The sequence below is a fragment of the Pseudomonas sp. W5-01 genome (assembly GCF_046540435.1).
Lineage (GTDB): Bacteria > Pseudomonadota > Gammaproteobacteria > Pseudomonadales > Pseudomonadaceae > Aquipseudomonas > Aquipseudomonas graminis_B.
Window position 1 is genome coordinate 620,745 of sequence record NZ_JAXCIP010000001.1, and the last position, 16,909, is coordinate 637,653.

13 protein-coding genes are annotated in these 16,909 nt (G+C 63.2%); 8 read left to right on the forward strand and 5 right to left on the reverse strand.

Going from position 1 to position 16,909, the window contains the following annotated elements:
- Window positions 1-7: 7 nt before the first annotated feature.
- Both SLW75_RS02600 and SLW75_RS02605 read left to right on the forward strand, forming a co-directional pair.
- Window positions 8-1,435, forward strand: a complete 1,428-nt coding sequence (locus SLW75_RS02600; RefSeq protein ID WP_410933455.1) for a Y-family DNA polymerase — start codon at window positions 8-10, stop codon at window positions 1,433-1,435.
- Window positions 1,432-4,533 (forward strand): error-prone DNA polymerase, encoded by a 3,102-nt coding sequence (locus SLW75_RS02605; RefSeq protein WP_410933456.1) that lies wholly within the window; start codon window positions 1,432-1,434, stop codon window positions 4,531-4,533. Before SLW75_RS02600 ends, SLW75_RS02605 begins: the two co-directional genes overlap by 4 nt.
- A gap of 56 nt (window positions 4,534-4,589) precedes the next feature.
- On the opposite strand, the gene iolG is transcribed toward SLW75_RS02605, so the two are convergent.
- Window positions 4,590-5,588: an inositol 2-dehydrogenase gene (iolG, locus tag SLW75_RS02610; RefSeq protein WP_065990369.1), complete on the reverse strand. Its 999-nt coding sequence runs from the start codon at window positions 5,586-5,588 to the stop codon at window positions 4,590-4,592.
- 58 nt (window positions 5,589-5,646) lie between these two features.
- Window positions 5,647-6,672: a LacI family DNA-binding transcriptional regulator gene (locus tag SLW75_RS02615; protein ID WP_410933457.1), complete on the reverse strand. Its 1,026-nt coding sequence runs from the start codon at window positions 6,670-6,672 to the stop codon at window positions 5,647-5,649.
- 216 nt (window positions 6,673-6,888) lie between these two features.
- Between SLW75_RS02615 and SLW75_RS02620 the strand changes: the two genes are divergently transcribed.
- A complete protein-coding gene (locus SLW75_RS02620) occupies window positions 6,889-7,740 on the forward strand; it encodes an urea carboxylase-associated family protein (RefSeq protein WP_192136041.1) in 852 nt (283 codons plus the stop codon).
- 45 nt (window positions 7,741-7,785) lie between these two features.
- Here the strand turns inward: SLW75_RS02620 and SLW75_RS02625 are convergent, their stop codons facing one another.
- Window positions 7,786-8,187, reverse strand: coding sequence for a hypothetical protein (locus SLW75_RS02625; RefSeq protein WP_083233153.1), 402 nt, complete (start codon window positions 8,185-8,187; stop codon window positions 7,786-7,788).
- 301 nt (window positions 8,188-8,488) lie between these two features.
- Here SLW75_RS02625 and SLW75_RS02630 point away from each other — a divergent pair, with 301 nt between their 5' ends.
- The 3 genes from SLW75_RS02630 to SLW75_RS02640 all read left to right on the forward strand — a co-directional run bounded on the left by SLW75_RS02630 (window position 8,489) and on the right by SLW75_RS02640 (window position 11,680).
- On the forward strand, window positions 8,489-9,499 hold the full coding sequence (locus tag SLW75_RS02630) for a zinc-binding alcohol dehydrogenase family protein (RefSeq protein WP_192136045.1): 1,011 nt from the start codon (window positions 8,489-8,491) through the stop codon (window positions 9,497-9,499).
- A gap of 11 nt (window positions 9,500-9,510) precedes the next feature.
- Window positions 9,511-10,641: a mannitol dehydrogenase family protein gene (locus tag SLW75_RS02635; protein ID WP_410933458.1), complete on the forward strand. Its 1,131-nt coding sequence runs from the start codon at window positions 9,511-9,513 to the stop codon at window positions 10,639-10,641.
- Window positions 10,642-10,972: 331 nt separating this feature from the next.
- Window positions 10,973-11,680 (forward strand): FadR/GntR family transcriptional regulator, encoded by a 708-nt coding sequence (locus SLW75_RS02640; RefSeq protein WP_065990381.1) that lies wholly within the window; start codon window positions 10,973-10,975, stop codon window positions 11,678-11,680.
- A 43-nt stretch (window positions 11,681-11,723) separates the two neighbouring features.
- Here SLW75_RS02640 and uxuA read toward each other — a convergent pair whose 3' ends face one another.
- Complete coding sequence (gene uxuA, locus SLW75_RS02645; protein ID WP_410933459.1) at window positions 11,724-12,767, reverse strand: mannonate dehydratase; 1,044 nt, start codon at window positions 12,765-12,767, stop codon at window positions 11,724-11,726.
- Between the two features lie 336 nt (window positions 12,768-13,103).
- Here uxuA and SLW75_RS02650 point away from each other — a divergent pair, with 336 nt between their 5' ends.
- Entirely contained in the window at window positions 13,104-14,393 is a 1,290-nt protein-coding gene (locus tag SLW75_RS02650; RefSeq protein WP_410933460.1) for an MFS transporter, read from the forward strand.
- 93 nt (window positions 14,394-14,486) lie between these two features.
- Here SLW75_RS02650 and SLW75_RS02655 read toward each other — a convergent pair whose 3' ends face one another.
- Window positions 14,487-15,395, reverse strand: a complete 909-nt coding sequence (locus SLW75_RS02655; protein WP_192136053.1) for a LysR substrate-binding domain-containing protein — start codon at window positions 15,393-15,395, stop codon at window positions 14,487-14,489.
- 169 nt (window positions 15,396-15,564) lie between these two features.
- Between SLW75_RS02655 and SLW75_RS02660 the strand changes: the two genes are divergently transcribed.
- Window positions 15,565-16,908, forward strand: coding sequence for an MFS transporter (locus tag SLW75_RS02660; protein ID WP_410933795.1), 1,344 nt, complete (start codon window positions 15,565-15,567; stop codon window positions 16,906-16,908).
- The last annotated feature ends 1 nt before the right edge of the window (window position 16,909 follow it).

Genomic DNA, 16,909 nt, shown 5'->3' on the forward strand with positions numbered 1-16,909 from the left:
GGTTGCCATGCTCTGGGCCTGTGTCCTCCTGCCGCAGCTGGCGCTGGACGGCGTCATGCGCCGTCGCGAAAACCCTGAAGAACCGCTGGCGCTGATCAGCGGCACGGCCCAGCGCCGGGTGCTGCAGACGGTCAACCCGGCCGCCCGCGCGATGGGCTTGCGTGCCGGCCAGTCTCTGACCGCAGCCCACGCCATGACCCGGGAATTCGCCACCGTCGAATACGACCCGGACGAAACCGAGCGCTGGCACCGTTTGCTCGCGGCCTGGGCCTACCGTTTCAGTTCCCATGTCAGCCTCAAGTACCCGCGCGTGCTGTTGATGGAGGTGGAATCCAGCTTCGGCCTGTTCGGTCCGTGGCCGGTGTTCGAGGCGCGACTGCGTCAGGAGCTGACCGAGCTGGGCTTCACCCATCGCATCGTCGCGGCGCCCAATCCGCTGGCGGCCCGCATGCTCGCCAACGCCCATGACGGTCTGGCCGTGACCGATGCCGACACGCTGCAGGAGGTGCTGGCACAGATGCCGGTCAACCGCATCGGCCTGCCAGCCGAAGTCGCCACTGCACTGGCGCGCATGGGCCTGCATCGCGTGCGCCAGGTTCATGGCTTGCCCCGTGACACCCTGGCCCGGCGTTTTCCGGCGGCCGTGCTGCAACACCTCGATACGCTGTTCGGGCGCAGGCCCATGGGGCTGGAGTGTTATGTGCCGCCTGACCGTTTCGATACCCGCATCGAGCTCAACTTCGACGTCGAATCCCATCAGGCGCTGCTGTTCCCGCTCAAGCGCATGATTGCCGATCTGGCGGTGTTTCTGGCCGGGCGCGACAGCGGCGTGCAACGTTTCGTGATTCATCTGGAGCATGTGCCAAGCGTCGGCAGCGTTGCGCCGGATACGCAGATTCCCGTCGGCCTGCTCAGTGCCGAGCGCGAAGCCAACATGCTGTTCGAGCTGGCACGGGGTCGTCTGGAACAAATTGAAGTGCCGTCTCCGGTCCGCGCGTTGCGATTGCAGGCCAAGGACCTGCCGGCGTTCGTGCCGACCCACCGCGAGCTGTTCGACGACCGTCCGCAGCAGACCATGCCCTGGGAGCAGCTGCGCGAGCGCCTGCGCGCACGGCTTGGGGACGAAGCGGTCGCCGGTCTGGGCTTTCAAGCCGACCATCGCCCCGAGTGTGCTTCGTTGCCCGCGTGCCCGGGCAAACCGCCGGCGCTGCTCCACAAAGTGCCGCGCCCCGGCTGGCTATTGCCGGAGCCCGAGTTACTGACCGAGCCCGGCCTGCGTGTGCTGGCGGGGCCGGAGCGCATCGAGTCGGGCTGGTGGGACGGTGGCGACGTACGCCGCGACTATTACCTCGTCGAAACCCGCAACGGCCAGCGCGGCTGGGCGTACCGCAGCGTCGGCGACAGCAGTCTGTTGCTGCACGGCTGGTTCGCATGAGCGGGGGATACGCCGAGCTGCATTGCCTGTCGAATTTCAGCTTTCAGCGCGGGGCGTCGAGTGCAAAGGAGCTGTTCGAGCGGGCAAAGCTGCATGGGTATCAAGCGCTGGCGATCACCGATGAATGCACCCTGGCGGGCATCGTGCGTGGGTGGCAGGCCGCAAAGGAATGTGAGCTGCCACTGATCATCGGCAGCGAAATCACCATCGAGAACGGGCCGAAAATCGTCTTGCTGGTGGAGAATCTCGCCGGCTACCAGGCCTTGTGTCGCTTGATCACCCAGGGGCGGCGCCGCAGCAAGAAAGGCGAATACCGGCTGCTGCACGCGGACTTTCAGCAGCCGGTCCCAGGGCTTCTGGCGCTGTGGCTGCCGGATCTTGATCAGGACATCCCGACCCGACGGGAGCAAGGCGAATGGCTGCGGGGGATCTTTCAGCAGAATCTGTGGCTGAGCGTCGAACTGCATTGCGGTCCGGATGACCGAAAGCGCCTCAACACCTTGCTCGGTATGGCGCGTGCCATGGCGATTCCTGCCGTCGCCAGTGGAGACGTGCACATGCACGCCCGCGGTCGTCGGGCGTTGCAGGACACCATGAGCGCCGTCCGCCACCACACCACGGTGGCGGAGGCGGGGCATCGACTGTTTGCCAATGGCGAGCGGCATCTGCGGCCGTTGTCGTCACTGAGCGAGGTTTACCCGGCGAGCCTGCTGATTGAAACCGTGAATATCGCCCGGCGCTGCACCTTCGACCTCAGTGAATTGCGCTACGAATACCCCCATGAACTGGTGCCGCCTGACCAGTCCCCCAGCAGCTGGTTGCGGCACCTGACCGAGCAGGGCGCCAGTCGGCGCTGGCCTCAAGGCGTGCCGGAGGTCGCCCGCAGCAACATCGAAAAAGAGCTGAAGGTCATCGCGGCCAAGCGGTACGAGAGTTACTTCCTCACGGTGCACGACATCGTCAGCTTCGCCCGCGGTCAGCACATCCTCTGCCAGGGCCGTGGCTCGGCGGCTAACTCCACAGTGTGTTTCGCCCTGGGCATCACCGAGCTGGACCCGTCAAAAAGCAACCTGCTGTTCGAGCGTTTCATCTCCGAAGAGCGCGACGAGCCCCCGGACATCGACGTGGATTTCGAGCACGAACGGCGCGAGGAAGTGCTGCAATACCTCTTCCGTCGATACGGCCGGGGCAGGGCGGCGCTCACCGCCGTTGCCAGTACCTACCACGGTGCGGGGGCCGTCCGGGATGTGGCGCGGGTCCTCGGTTTGCCGCCCGACCAGATCAATGCGTTGGCCGATTGTTTCAGCCGCTGGAGCGACAACATGCCGCCCGCCGAACGGCTCCGGGAATGCGGTTTCGAGCCTGACAGCCCGATTCTGCGACGTGTGCTGACGTTGACCGGCGAACTGATCGGCTTCCCCCGGCATCTGTCCCAGCACCCCGGCGGTTTTGTGATTTCCGAGCATCCGCTGGAAACCCTGGTGCCCGTGGAAAACGCCGCCATGGTGGACCGCACCATCATTCAGTGGGACAAGGATGACCTCGATCTGGTGGGCCTGCTCAAGGTCGATATTCTGGCCTTGGGCATGCTTAGCGCGCTGCGCCGGACCTTCGACCTGGTCAGGGGTTACCGCGGTTACGACCTGACCCTCGCGACCATCCCCGCCGAGGACAAACCGACCTACGACATGATCACCCGCGCCGACACCATCGGCGTGTTCCAGATCGAGTCCCGGGCGCAGATGTCCATGCTCCCGCGCCTGAAGCCCAACACCTTCTATGACCTGGTGATTGAGGTGGCCATCGTCCGCCCCGGGCCCATTCAGGGCGGCATGGTGCATCCGTACTTGCGCCGCAAGAACGGCGAAGAGGCCGTGACGTACCCGTCCGAAGAACTGAAAGCGGTGTTCGAGCGCACGTTGGGCGTGCCACTGTTTCAAGAGCAGGTCATGCAACTGGCGATTGTCGCCGCGGATTACTCGCCCGGGGAGGCGGACCAGTTGCGCCGTTCCATGGCGGCCTGGAAACGCCATGGCGGTCTCGAGCCCCATCGCATTCGCCTCAGCGAGCGCATGAAGGAAAAGGGCTACCCCGACGAGTTCATCCAGCGGATTTTCGAGCAGATCAAGGGCTTCGGCAGTTACGGCTTCCCGGAATCCCACGCCGCCAGCTTCGCCTTGCTGACCTACGCCAGTTGCTGGCTCAAATGCCACGAGCCGGCGGCCTTTACCTGCGCGCTGATCAACAGCTGGCCCATGGGCTTTTACAGCCCGGATCAATTGCTGCAGGACGCCCGGCGCCACCAGATCGACGTGCACCCGGTGGACGTGCGATACAGCGACTGGGGCTGTTCACTGGAACCGGTGGCCGGGCGGGAATACAACCAGAACCTGGCGATCCGCATGGGCCTGCGCATGATCCGCGGCTTTCGCGAGGAGGACGCCAGGCGTATTGAACAGGCGCGCGGCTTACGTGCTTTCAAGGACGTGGCCGACCTGTGCATCCGCGCCGAGCTGGACAATCGCGCCCGTGCTGCACTGGCCGATTCCGGTGCGCTGCGGGGTCTGGTGGGTCACCGGCACCGGGCGCGCTGGGAGATCGCCGGCGTCGAGATGCAGCGTCCGTTGTTCGGCGACGACTGTTTTGGCGAAGAGGCCCAGGTCGCGCTGCCGCTGCCCAGTGTCGCCCAGGACCTTGCTGCCGATTACGACACCCTCGGCACCACACTCGGCCCGCACCCGCTGGCCCTGCTGCGCCATAAGCTGGCGGCGAAGCGTTTTCGCAGTTCAAAGGATTTGCTGGATGAAGAACACGGCCGCAGCTTCAGCGTCGCCGGGCTTGTCGTCGGTAGACAACGGCCCGGCACCGCCAGCGGCGTGACATTTGTCACTCTGGAAGACGAACACGGCATGATCAACGTGGTGGTCTGGCGTGATCTGGCCGAGCGTCAGCGCAAAGTGCTGGTAGGGTCGCAGTTGATGCAGGTGTTCGGCAAGTTCGAATTCCAGAAGGGCGTACGCCACGTCATCGCCCAGCGATTGTTCGACCTCACGCCGATGCTCACCGGGCTCGACGTGCGCAGTCGCGATTTCAAGTGATCCGCCGGGCGTTCATCATGCCCGCACCCAAGTACGGGCGATGGGCACCGCAGGATTCACATGTCCACTTTCACCGCTCGCCCGGTCTTGATCGACTCGATGGCGCAGTTGGCCAGATGCAGCGCTCTCAAGCCATCCCGGGCGTTGGTCGGCAGGGTCTGGTTGCCGCGCACCGCGTCAATGAACTGGTTCAGCTCGATGCGGTAGGAAGCGGCGTAGCGCTCGAGGAAGAAGTTCTCCAGCGGCTCGCGCACTTCGGTCTGCGTGGCGCTGTAGCTGCGCACGGTGCTCGGGCGATGGTTGTCGTTGAGGATCATGCCCTTGGAGCCGAACACTTCCAGGCGCTGGTCATAGCCGTACACGGCCTCGCGGCAGCAGTTGATGTGGCACTGTTTACCGGAGGCGGTGCGCAGCAGCACCATCACGCTGTCGTAGTCGTCGATCTGCGCCAGTGCGGGCTCCACGAGGCGGCTGGCGATGGCGATGACTTCGATGGGTTCTTCGCCGAGCAACGTCCGTGCGGTGTCGAAATCATGGATGGTCATGTCGCGAAAGATGCCGCCGGAGTGGGTCAGGTATTCCACCGGCGCCAGCCCTGGATCGCGGCTGGTGATCACCACCTGGCGGACCTCACCGACGTCCCCACGGGCAATGGCTTTGCGCATCTGCAGGGTGTCCGGGTCAAAACGGCGGTTGAACCCAAGCATCACCTTGCCGTTCAGGCGCTCGATCTCTTCCACTGCGCGGGCGGCTTTGGCGAAATCCAGATCAATGGGCTTTTCGCACAGTACCGGTTTGCCCAGTTTCACCGCCCGCAGCATCAGGTCGATGTGGGTGTCGGTCGGCGTGCCGATGACAATCGCGTCCACATCGTCACGGGCAATGGCCTCGGCGCAATCGTAGGCCGCGGCGCAACCCAGCTTGCCGGCCAGGGCGTCGACGCCTTCGCGCCATGGGTCCGCGATCAGCACCAGTTTCACGTCGGGATTGGCGGCCACGTTGGCCGCGTGGATGTTGGCGATACGGCCTGCGCCGAGGACAGCAATGCGTAGCATGGGTGGATCTCCGGGATTGTTGTTATGGGGTGATCGGCGTAACGGGTGCGGCTGCACATCAGTGCGTCAGGTTGAACGGCGTGACGACCTGCACGTGGGACACGGGAATCGGCACCGCCTTCCACAGGCGATGGAACTGCAGGATGTGCAGAAACGCATTGCGGGCATCCACGTGCAGGTTGTGATCGATGATCGCGGCAATCTTTTCTTCCGCCAGCAGTTGCCGGTTTTCCTGATCGAGGTCGTGGCCGATGAACACCTCCAGGGGGCGGTCCAGGGCGGCGAAGGCTTCGACGATGGCGCGGTTACCGCCGCCGACGCTATAAATGGCTTTGATCGACGGATTGTCCTGCAGCGCCCGGGTCACTTTTTCAAAGGTCGGCTCATGCACGCCGAACCCTCCGGTGACGTCAACGACGCGCAGATGGGCGGCACGGCTGCGCAGCCAGGTGCGAAAACCCATCTCGCGCTCTTCCTCGCCACGAAACAGCTCGCTGCTGATCACCACGGCCACGTCTTGCGCCTCGTCGGCCAGCCAGCGCGACATCAGATACGCCGCCGTTTGCCCGGCCGTGCGATTGTCCATGCCGATGTAACCGATGCGCTCACTCTGGGGCAGGTCGGAAACAAACGTCACCACCGGCACACCCGCCGCCGTTGCCTGATTCACCGCTTCGTTGATCGGCAACTCGTCCGCGGCCTTGATGACCAGGCCCTGACTGCCTTTGCCGACGCAACGCAGAATCAGGTCGTGCATCTGCTGCGGGCCGATGGCCTGATGGAGGTGAAAGCGCGGAAAGATACGAAACGGCGCCAGACTGCCGAGCTGGGCGAGAACCGCCTCTTGCACGGCATCGCTGAAACGCTTGGGCGTGTGCAGGATGACGTCGATATGAAAGGTGCGGCCCACCGCAGGCCCGGACTTTTCCTGGGCTTCGAGTTCTTCGAGGGCTTGATGGATGCGGCGGTGGGTCTGGTAATGCACGCTGCCGCGCTGATGCAGCACGCGATCGACCGTCGCCTTGCTCACGCCGGCTTGAGTCGCGATCTGCTTGATGGAAAAACGTCTGGCGCGGTCGAGCATGTGAATCCCCTGAAGCCTCTCGATGAGGTCTTGTTGAGGTCGATTCGGGGCCTCGGTGAGGCTGTCGCAATGCTAATCGCAGTTCTATTGCTTGTACAGATGGAAATTAAATTCCAAATAATCGTCGTGGTTTTGCGTGTTCAACGACTCAACGCATTTGGCACGGGCTGTGCTGTGGCCAGTGTGTCCGACCCCCATCATTCGCCAGGAGCACCCATGTTCAAAGACTATCCCGCTGCTTATCAGGTCAGCAAAGGCTCGGCGCTGCAAGTCGACACGGCGTTTTATCAACGCATCCGCGAGGCGCAGGACAGTCGCACCTTGGTCGAGCAGTTCGAAGTGCCGATCCGCACCGGGCGGGCGTGGAAGGTCAAGGCCGGTCAGGTGTTCCGCGTTACCACCCCGGTGGGCCCGCAAGTGGGCGACTTCAACGTCTGGAGCGCCGATGATCCCCGCGAGCGCCTGTGGGCGGCGCGCACCCGGCAATTGCAGGGCGCCCATGTCACGACCCACGACCGGTTGTGGTCGAACCTGCCGTTCCTGCGGCCGATGGTCACCATCACCGACGACAGCCTCGCCAGTTACGGCATCGACGAGCACGGCGGTCGGCTCCATGACCTGCTCGGCACCCGCTGCGATCCCTACGTGAACAAGATGCTCACCGGCGAAGACTTTCACCACCACTGCCATTCGAATCTGACCCGCGCCGTGTTGCCCCATGGCCTGACTGAATTTGACGTGCACGACGTGCTGAATATCTTCCAGTGCACCGGCTTGAATCACGACGACCTGTACTTCATGAAAGCCTGCCCGGCCAAACAGGGGGATTACCTGGAATTCTTCGCCGAAATCGACCTGCTCTGCGCGCTGTCGACGTGTCCCGGCGGCGACCTTTCCCTCCCGATGTGGGGCCCGGATGCCCAGGACCCGCTGACCGTTTGCAGGCCGCTGGGTGTAGAAATCTACGACATTGATGCGGCGTTGCTGCAAGGCTGGGAGCAGCCCAAACGGGCGGCGTACAACGGTCTGCACGGGTTGAAGATCGACAAGGCGGACTGGGAGGAGTAAGGCCGCGCTGAGTCTGGTATTTCTAATACCAGGTCCTCACCGCATTCACGCATCCCGAAACAAGTCGTGGGCGTCGAGCAGGCGCCAGGCGATTTCGGGGTTCTTTTCCAGGCCGCGGCGGATGGCGGCAGGAATGGCGGCGCGGGTCTTGCGGCACATGCCGGGCAGTTCGGCGATGTCGATGACCATGCCGCGCATGCTGCGCACTTCATTGAAGCCGGGGCCGATGTCCAGGCGGATGCCCAACTGGTCGAACATCCGCGTTTGCAGGCGCTGCAGATCTTCCAGCGTGGCGATATTTTCCAGACGCTCAAGCAGACGTTTCTCTTCCTGACGGGTCAGGCGAAGGATGCGCACGTCCGCGCCCTCCAGCTCCAACAGTCGGTCGCGGTCGCATTTACAGGCGCCGGGCGGGCAGGGCGAGCGGATCGGCAATGGGGAAGTCATGGGCTCCGATCATAACCATGGGCTATTGGGATTTACAGCCGTAGCGCTGGTGATCGCGCTGAAAACTCAAATGGCTGATTTGGTAAGGCCAATACCTAAATAGATTAATTGGTCTTGCCAATGGTCAGGCGGCTGTGTCATTTTTTCCTGCAGCGCCGCGCTTGTCATGGCTGCAGCCACTGCACCTGCGGCCCGCGCTTCCAGAATCCATCCGCCACCTCACAACAACAAGATCACTGCCCGGTAACCTGCGGCTCTGGCCGTTTCAGCGATGCCGGCGTGCCTGGTCTGGAGAGAGAAGATGCTCACCGTCGTCTGCGAAAAACCCGGTTCCCTGCTGGCCCTTGACCGTCCGAAACCCGAACGGGCACCCGGCGAGACGCTGGTCCGCATCAAGCGGGTCGGGGTCTGTGGCACTGATCTGCATATCTTCAACGGCAACCAGCCGTTCCTCGAATACCCCCGGGTCATGGGCCACGAATTTTCCGGCATCGTCGAGCAAAGCGAGGCGGGCAGCGGGCTTGAGCCGGGCGACGTGGTCTATGTGATGCCGTACTTGTCCTGTGGCGACTGCGTTGCCTGCCGCCAGGGCAAGACCAATTGCTGCGTGCGCATTCAAGTGCTGGGCGTCCATCGCGACGGCGCATTCACCGAATACCTGAGCCTGCCCCACGGCTTCGTGCTCAAGGCGGACGGGGTCACGCTGGATCAGGCGGCCATGATCGAATTTCTGTCCATTGGCGCCCATGCGGTGCGTCGTTCGGACGTGCAAGCCGGCCAGCGCGCGCTGGTGGTCGGCACCGGCCCGATTGGCATGGCGGTGGCAATTTTCTCCCGTCTGCGGGGCGCGAAAGTCACGGTGCTCGACACCCGTGAGGACCGCCTGACCTTCTGCAAGCAGCACCTGCAGATTGACTCGGCCGTGCTGATCGGCGAAGACGACAAGCAGCAACTGGAGCAACTGACCGAGGGTGAATTCTTCGATGTGGTGTACGACGCCACCGGCAACGCCAAGGCCATGGAGCGCGGTTTCGAATTCATCGCCCACGGCGGCAAATACGTGCTGGTGTCCATCGTCCGCGACACCATCAGCTTCTCCGACCCTGAATTTCACAAGCGCGAAGCGACGCTCATGGGCAGTCGCAACGCCACCGTCGAAGACTTCCGCTACGTCGAGCAATGCCTGCGCGACGGCTTGATCCCGGACGCCGCGCTCAATACCCACCGCATGGCCCTGAGCGAAGTGACCGAGCGCTTCACTACGCTGCTCGACCCTGCGCAGCGGGTCGTCAAAGCCATCGTCGAATGCTAGGAGGCGCGGGCATGCAGGCAACCCCGTTCACCCCCATCCTGCAGTTCGGCACCAGCCGTTTTCTTCAGGCCCATGCCGATCTGTTCATTTCCCAGGCCCTGGAGAAGGGCCAAGCGCTGGGCAGAATCACCGTCGTGCAAACCACTGGCAGCGCCGACAGCGCGCAGCGGGTGCAGGCGCTGGCCGGTGGTACGGGTTATCCGGTGCGCATTCAGGGCGCAGAAAACGGTCGCACGGTGAACGAGGAGTTTTGGTCCACTTCCATTGCCGGCGCGCTGCAAGCCGGCCCTGACTGGCCGGTGATTCGTCAGGCGATTCGGCACGACGTGCAGGTGGTGATCTCTAACACTGGCGACAAAGGCTATGTGCTGGAGGCGGCGGACACGGCGTCTTGCCTGGCCGCCGATGCGCCGACGCCCCGGAGTTTTCCGGCGAAACTGCTGGTGTTGCTCCATGACCGCTGGCTGGAGAATCCTGATGCGCCGCTGTCGCTGTTTCCCTGTGAGCTGGTGTCACGCAATGGCGATGTGCTGCGCGACCTGATCATTCAACTGGCGGTGGCGTGGGGCATCGACGCCGGGTTTGCGCACTACCTGCGCGACACCTGCCGCTGGGCGAATTCCCTGGTGGATCGCATCGTCTCGCAGCCCATCCAGCCGGTGGGCGCCATTGCCGAGCCGTACGCGATCTGGGCGATTGAGCGTCAGCCTGGGCTGGTGGTGCCGTGTAGGCATCCTTGTGTGGTGGTGACGGATGAGCTGGAGCAGTACGAGCAGTTCAAGCTGTTCATGCTGAATTTGGGGCACACCTGGCTGGCCGAACGTTGGTCGAAAGATGGCCGGCCTGAGGGCGAGACGGTGTTTGAGGCCATGAACGACCCGCTGCTGCGCGGGAGCCTGGAGGATCTGTGGGAGCGGGAGGTGCTACCCGTGTTTGCGGCGAAGGGCCAAGGGGATCAGGCGCACAACTATCTGGCCAGCGTCCGCGACCGTTTTCTCAACCCGTTCTTGCAGCACCGGATTGCCGACATCGCGCAAAACCACGAAGAGAAGAAACGCCGCAGGTTCTTGCCGGTGGTTGAAATGGGACGGGGGATTGTGGGATTGGAGCAGCCGCTGCTCAAGGGCGCGTTGGCCGATTGATTTCCGCCTGACACACCAAGATTCCATAGTGGGACCGGCTTCAGCCGGGAAGGCGTCAATTAGCACACCGCAAAATCGAGGGTGAACGCACCGGCCTCTTCCCGACTAAAGCCGGTCCTACTGACCGCATGCAGCTGTAGGCCCGGCTTCAGCCGGGAAGGCGTCAGTGGGCATACCGCAAGATTGAGCGTGAACGCACCGGCTTCTTCCCGGCTGAAGCCGGTCCCACTAAAAGATCGCGTGCATCCAGTGATGACCGCGTCCATGGTCCCGCCACAAGGCGCCCCGACGCCTGTGATATCCTCCGGCGCATCTTGATGGAACGTGATTGATGACCGCGCCAAGCCCTGCCCCCGAACGCCGCTTGTACCAGATCACCGCCGACCGATTGCGCGAGCACATTCGCAAGCATGGCATCGCCCCTGGCGCGCGCCTGCCCCCCGAGCGCGATCTGGCGCAGTTGCTCGGCGTCTCCCGGCCATCCCTTCGCGAAGCCCTGATCGCCTTGGAAATCGAAGGCAGCGTCGAAATCCGCATGGGTTCCGGCATCTACGTCTGTGAGCACCTGCTCGGGGTCAAAGGCAAAACCCGCACGCTGGGCGAGAGCCCGTCCGAGCTGATGCAGGCCAGAGCACTGATCGAAGGTGAGAGCGTGATGCTGGCCTGTCTGCACGGCAGCAAGGCTGATTTTCGCTACCTGCAAGGTTGCATCGACAAGATGCGCGAGGGGGCGCTCAAAGGCGTGCCGGCGCTGGATGACGACCGCAAGTTCCATCAGCGGCTGGCGAAAATGAGCGGCAACTCGACCCTGGTGCGCATCATCACCTCATTGTTCGAAGAGCGGTACAGCCCGCTGACCGCCCATGTCAGCGAACACTCCGAAACCACCGAAACCTGGGCCATGGCCGTGGCCGAACACGAAGCCATTCTGCACGCCGTCCAGACCCGCGACCTGATTGGCGCCCAGACCGCCATGCGCGAACACCTGCGCCGCTCCGAAGCGCGCTGGCTCGATGGCATGGATGCGGAGCTGCGTTAACAGGCGCCCGCCGCAAGGCGGTGCTGTTCAAAAATCCTCAGCCTCACGCCATCGTTTTGCGGATCCCTTCCCACAAGCCATTCAGGTACACCGCACCCAGCGCCCGGTCGTACAGGCCGTAGCCCGGCTTGCCGGTTTCGCCCCAGATCATCCGTCCGTGGTCGGGGCGGTAATAGCCCTCGAAGCCGGTCTCGACGTAAGCCTTGACGATCTCGGCCATGTCCAGCGAGCCGTCTTCGGAGCGGTGTGCGGTCTCAAAAAAATCACCGGCTTCGTTGACCTTCACATTGCGCAGATGGGCGAAGTGAATGCGACCCTGACCGCCGAATTCTCGCACCAGCGAGGGGATGTCATTGCCCAGATCGGCGCCGAGGGAGCCTGAACACAGGGTCAAGCCGTTGGCCGGGTCATCGACCATGGCCAGGATGTGCGCCAGGTCTTCGCGATTCTTCACCACCCGCGGCATGCCGAACATCGAGCGCGGCGGGTCGTCCGGGTGCAGGGCCATCTTGATGCCGGCGTCTTTTGCAACCGGGATGATGCGCTCCAGAAAGTATGCGAGCCGTTCGCGCAGGGTGGCTTCGTCGACATGGGCGTATTCGTTGATCAACGCGCGCAGGACCTCCGGCTCATAGCTGACGTCCCAGCCAGGCAGGCTGATGCCGTTGTCCAGGTTCGCCTGCTCGATCACCGCCACGTCGAACGCCAGGGTGGTCGAACCGTCGGGCAGCTCCATGGCCAGGGTCGAGCGGGTCCAGTCGAACACCGGCATGAAGTTGTAGCAGACCACCTTGATCCCGCAGGCCGCCAGGTTGCGCAAGGTCTGGCCGTAATTGTCGATCAGTTGATCGCGGGAAGGTAGGCCACGCTTGATGTCTTCGTGGACCGGCACGCTCTCGATGACCTCCAGCTCCAGGCCGTGGGCATTCACCGTGGCCTTGAGGGCGGCGATCTTGTCCAGCGGCCAGACCTCGCCCACCGGGATGTCGTAGATGGCCGAGACCACGCCGGTCATGCCGGGGATCTGGCGGATGTAGGGCAGGGTGACGGGATCGCTGTCGCCGTACCAACGGAAGGTCATCTTCATTGCGCAGTCCTTGTTGTTATGGGGGCAGTCCGCTCAAGACCGCCAGTGCCTCGCCGCCAGCGGCCCGAGGTGGCTTGCGCAGCAGAATAGATTGGTCAGGCCAAATTATGCAAATACCGACCGTCCAGCTACAAAACCGCAAATAAATCGCCTTTTCAATTTCCATAACTTGGTTTCCGGGTCTAGTATCCGCTGCATTCGGATATTTGGTCAGGCCAATTCCGCGGTTCTCGACGGGTGCTTTATCCCTCGGTGAGCAGCGTTTGAATCAAGGCCAGGGCGCTATGCGAAGCTCAAACGACGTCTTACTCATAAAAATAATTAGGAGGACTCGCCATGCAGAAAGGGCGCTGGTTGGTAATTTTTCTGTGCTTCCTCGCGGTGGCCATCAACTACATCGACAGGGCCAACCTCGCGGTTGCCGCCCCTTACATCCAGAAAGAACTCGCCTTGGGCTCAGGGCAAATGGGCCTGCTGCTCAGCGGCTTCTTCTGGACCTACGCACTCATGCAAATGCCGTTTGGCTGGTTCGTCGACAAGGTCGGCGCGCGCATCGCGCTGCCCCTCGCGGTGGCCTGGTGGTCGCTGTTCACGGCGGCCACGGCGGCGGCCAGCAGCCTGGCGTCGATGTTCGGTTGCCGGCTGATGCTCGGCGTGGGCGAGGCGGGGGCGTATCCGTCCTGCGCGAAAATCGTCAGCCAGTGGTTCGACGTCAAGGAGCGCGGCTTTGCCACCAGCATCTTCGACAGCGGTTCGCGGGTCGGCTCGGCGCTGTCGATCCCGCTGGTGGCGCTGATCATCGAGCTGTGGGGCTGGCGCGCGTCGTTCATCATCACCGGCGCGGTGGGCCTGATCTGGGTCGTGGGCTGGTTTCTGATCTACAAAGAGCCCCAAGCCGTTGCGGCCATCGCGCAGCATGAGGCAGGCAAGGCGGCAACCCTCGCCGCGCGGCCGAAAGTGAAATGGGCCTCGCTGTTTCGCCACCGCACCCTGTGGGGGATGATGCTGGGCTTCTTCTGCCTGAACTTCGTGATCTATTTCTTCATCACCTGGTTCCCGACCTACCTGGTCACCGAGCGCGGTTTCTCGCTGAAATCCCTCGGTACGCTGGGCACCATCCCGGCGGTGGCGTCCATCGTCGGTGGCTGGATCGGCGGACTGACGTCCGACGCGCTGTACCGCCGGGGCTGGAGCCTGACCGCCGCGCGCAAGACCTGCATCGTCGGCGGCATGCTGATGTCGTCAAGCATTTCGCTGTCGGTGTTCGTTGACAGCACCTGGGCGATGCTCGGCTTTTTCAGTCTGGCCTATGCCAGCCTGGCGTTCGCCGGCGCGAGCATCTGGTGCCTGCCGGCTGATGTGGCGCCGTCGCCTGCCCACGTAGCGTCGATCGGCGGCATCCAGAACTTCGCGTCGAACACCGCCGGGATCTTCATCACCACCTTCACCGGCTTCATGCTGGTGATCGGCAACGGCTCGTTCACCGCGCCGCTGATGACCGCCGGGGCGTTTGCCCTGTTGGGGGCGTTCAGCTATTTGTTCATTGTCGGCAAGATCGAGCCGTTTTCCACGACGCCGGAGGATGCCGCGCCGCTGGACGCGTCGGCGGTCGCCCAGCGCACCTGAATGTTGAAACAGATGCGGGCACCACTTCTGCGGGGTGCCCACTGACGCTTTCCCGGCTAAAGCCGGTCCCACAAGTCGGCGTTCTAGCCGGTCCTACTGCGCGGTGCGCCCTTCGGCTTTCACCGCGGCGCGAATCGCTTCCAGCAGCATCTGACACGCCGGGTTGTCGTTGTCCGAGCGCCACACCAGATGCAGCTCGCTCTGCACCCCTTCACCCAGATCGATGTCGCGGAACGTCACGCCCTTGAACACCACGTTGGTGGCGCAGCGTGGCACCAACGCCAGGCCCATGCCGGCGTTCACCAGCGCCAGGATGGTCAGCGACGAACCCAGCCACTGCACGTACTCGGGCGCCACTTGCGCCGAGCGAAACATGCCGGTGAGCAGTTCGTTAAACGGCGGGTAGGCCGAGTGCGAGTACATGAGGAAGGGCTGGGCGTCGAGGTCCTGCACGCTGATGTTCCGTGCGTTCGCCAGCGGATGACTGCTGGGCACCGCCAGCACGAACGGCTCGCGGACCAGGCATTCGGTCTCGTAACCGGGCTGCAGCAGCGGCGCCCGCACGATACCCAGGTCGATGCGCCGGGCGCGCAGGGCTTCGTGTTGCTGGTACGTGTTGAGTTCAGTCAGGGAGATTTTCACGTGGGGCTGGTTCTGCCGCGCTTCGGCGATGACCCGTGGCAGAAACTCGTACACCGCGCTGCCGACGAAACTGATGGTTACCGAGCCAATATCGCCTTCGGCAAAGCGCCGCGCCGCGATGGCCGCCTGATGCGCCCGCTCCAGCAGCGTCTGCGCTTCGATGAAAAACGCCCGGCCCGCCGCGGTCAACGCAACGCTGCGGGTGTTGCGGTTGAACAGCTGAACCCCCAGCGAATGCTCAAGCAACTGGATCTGCCGACTGAGGGGCGGCTGGGTCATGTTCAGCCGCTCGGCCGCCCGGCGGAAGTTGAGTTCGGTGGCAACGGTGGTGAAGCAGCGCAGCTGGGCGAGCTCGAACATTGATCTAATCCAGGTATCAATCAACAGTCAATCTAGATTAGACGGGAACAATGCCTCGGTCCATGATCGGTTCATTCCACGCTATCCCACAAAAAATACAAAGACCGGGAGTCGCACCTTGAACCGCACCGTTCCCACCCCTGCACCCCTCAGCAGCGCCGATTCCACCGTGCTGGCCCGTGCGGCCACGAAGGTGAAGCGTCATGTGTTGCCGTTGTTCGTGATCATGTTCATCGTCAACTACATCGACCGGGTCAACATCGGCTTCGTACGCAGCCACATGGAAACCGACCTGGGCATCGGCGCCGCCGCCTACGGGCTCGGCGCCGGTCTGTTTTTCGTCGGCTACGCGCTGTTCGAAGTCCCCTCGAACATGCTCCTGCAACGCTTCGGCGCCCGCGCCTGGCTGACGCGCATCATGTTCACCTGGGGCGCTGCGGCAATGGCCATGGCCTTCGTCCGTGGCGAAACCAGTTTCTACGTGTTGCGCTTCATCCTCGGCGCGGCGGAAGCGGGGTTCTTTCCCGGCATCATTTATTACTTCACCCAATGGCTGCCTTCCAGCGAACGCGGCAAGGCCATGGCCATCTTTCTCAGCGGCTCGGCCATTGCGTCGGTGATTTCCGGGCCGGTGTCCGGCGCGTTGCTCGGCGTCAGCGGTCTGAACCTGCACGGCTGGCAGTGGATGTTCATCATCGAAGGCTTTGCTTCCATCGCCTTGTGCGGCTTCGTCTGGTTCTGGCTGCAGTCCCATATCCGCGACGCCAAGTGGCTGAGCGAAGAAGAGAAGGGCGCACTGATCAGTGCCATCGACGCCGAACAGCGCGTCCGGGAGGCGGCGCAAGTGGTCAAGCCGTCGATCTTCAAGCTGCTCGCCGACCGGCAGATCATGCTGTTTTGCTTCATCTACTTCTCCGTGGCCCTGACCATCTACGGCGCGACCTTCTGGCTGCCGAGCATGATCAAGAAGATGGGCAGCCTCAGCGATTTCGAAGTCGGCCTGTTCAACTCGATCCCGTGGATCATCTCGATCATCGCCATGTATGGCTTCGCGGCGCTGGCCGCACGCTTCAAGCATCAACAGGCGTGGGTCGCGGTCACCCTGGTGATTGCCGCGTGCGGGATGTTCATGTCCACCGTCGGCGGGCCGATCTTCGCCTTCGTCGCCATCTGCTTTGCGGCCATCGGTTTCAAGGCGGCGTCGGCGCTGTTCTGGCCCATTCCCCAAGGCTATCTGGACGCGCGCATCGCTGCGGCCGTGATCGCGCTGATCAATTCCATCGGCAACCTCGGCGGCTTCGTGGCGCCCACCGCGTTCGGCTTTCTGGAGCAGAAAACCGGCTCTATTCAAGGCGGCATGTACGGCCTGGCGCTGACCTCGCTGGTAGCGGCCGTGGTGATCTTCTTCGTCCGCACCACGCCGAAGAGCGACCCACACCGCCCAAAGCTTGAAGACGCTGCGCCACGGCCTGCAGCCAGCGCGCTCAGCCCCCATACCAGTCTTAAACCCTAGC

Excerpts from the sequence above, each read along its gene's own strand:
- SLW75_RS02625 (WP_083233153.1), bottom strand. The coding sequence starts at position 8,187 with ATGACTTCCCCATTGCCGATCCGCTCGCCCTGCCCGCCCGGCGCCTGT.
- SLW75_RS02655 (WP_192136053.1), bottom strand. The coding sequence starts at position 15,395 with ATGTTCGAGCTCGCCCAGCTGCGCTGCTTCACCACCGTTGCCACCGAA.
- uxuA (WP_410933459.1), bottom strand. The coding sequence starts at position 12,767 with ATGAAGATGACCTTCCGTTGGTACGGCGACAGCGATCCCGTCACCCTG.
- SLW75_RS02605 (WP_410933456.1), top strand. The coding sequence starts at position 1,432 with ATGAGCGGGGGATACGCCGAGCTGCATTGCCTGTCGAATTTCAGCTTT.
- iolG (WP_065990369.1), bottom strand. The coding sequence starts at position 5,588 with ATGCTACGCATTGCTGTCCTCGGCGCAGGCCGTATCGCCAACATCCAC.
- SLW75_RS02615 (WP_410933457.1), bottom strand. The coding sequence starts at position 6,672 with ATGCTCGACCGCGCCAGACGTTTTTCCATCAAGCAGATCGCGACTCAA.
- SLW75_RS02630 (WP_192136045.1), top strand. The coding sequence starts at position 8,489 with ATGCTCACCGTCGTCTGCGAAAAACCCGGTTCCCTGCTGGCCCTTGAC.
- SLW75_RS02635 (WP_410933458.1), top strand. The coding sequence starts at position 9,511 with ATGCAGGCAACCCCGTTCACCCCCATCCTGCAGTTCGGCACCAGCCGT.
- SLW75_RS02640 (WP_065990381.1), top strand. The coding sequence starts at position 10,973 with ATGACCGCGCCAAGCCCTGCCCCCGAACGCCGCTTGTACCAGATCACC.
- SLW75_RS02650 (WP_410933460.1), top strand. The coding sequence starts at position 13,104 with ATGCAGAAAGGGCGCTGGTTGGTAATTTTTCTGTGCTTCCTCGCGGTG.
- SLW75_RS02600 (WP_410933455.1), top strand. The coding sequence starts at position 8 with ATGCTCTGGGCCTGTGTCCTCCTGCCGCAGCTGGCGCTGGACGGCGTC.
- SLW75_RS02620 (WP_192136041.1), top strand. The coding sequence starts at position 6,889 with ATGTTCAAAGACTATCCCGCTGCTTATCAGGTCAGCAAAGGCTCGGCG.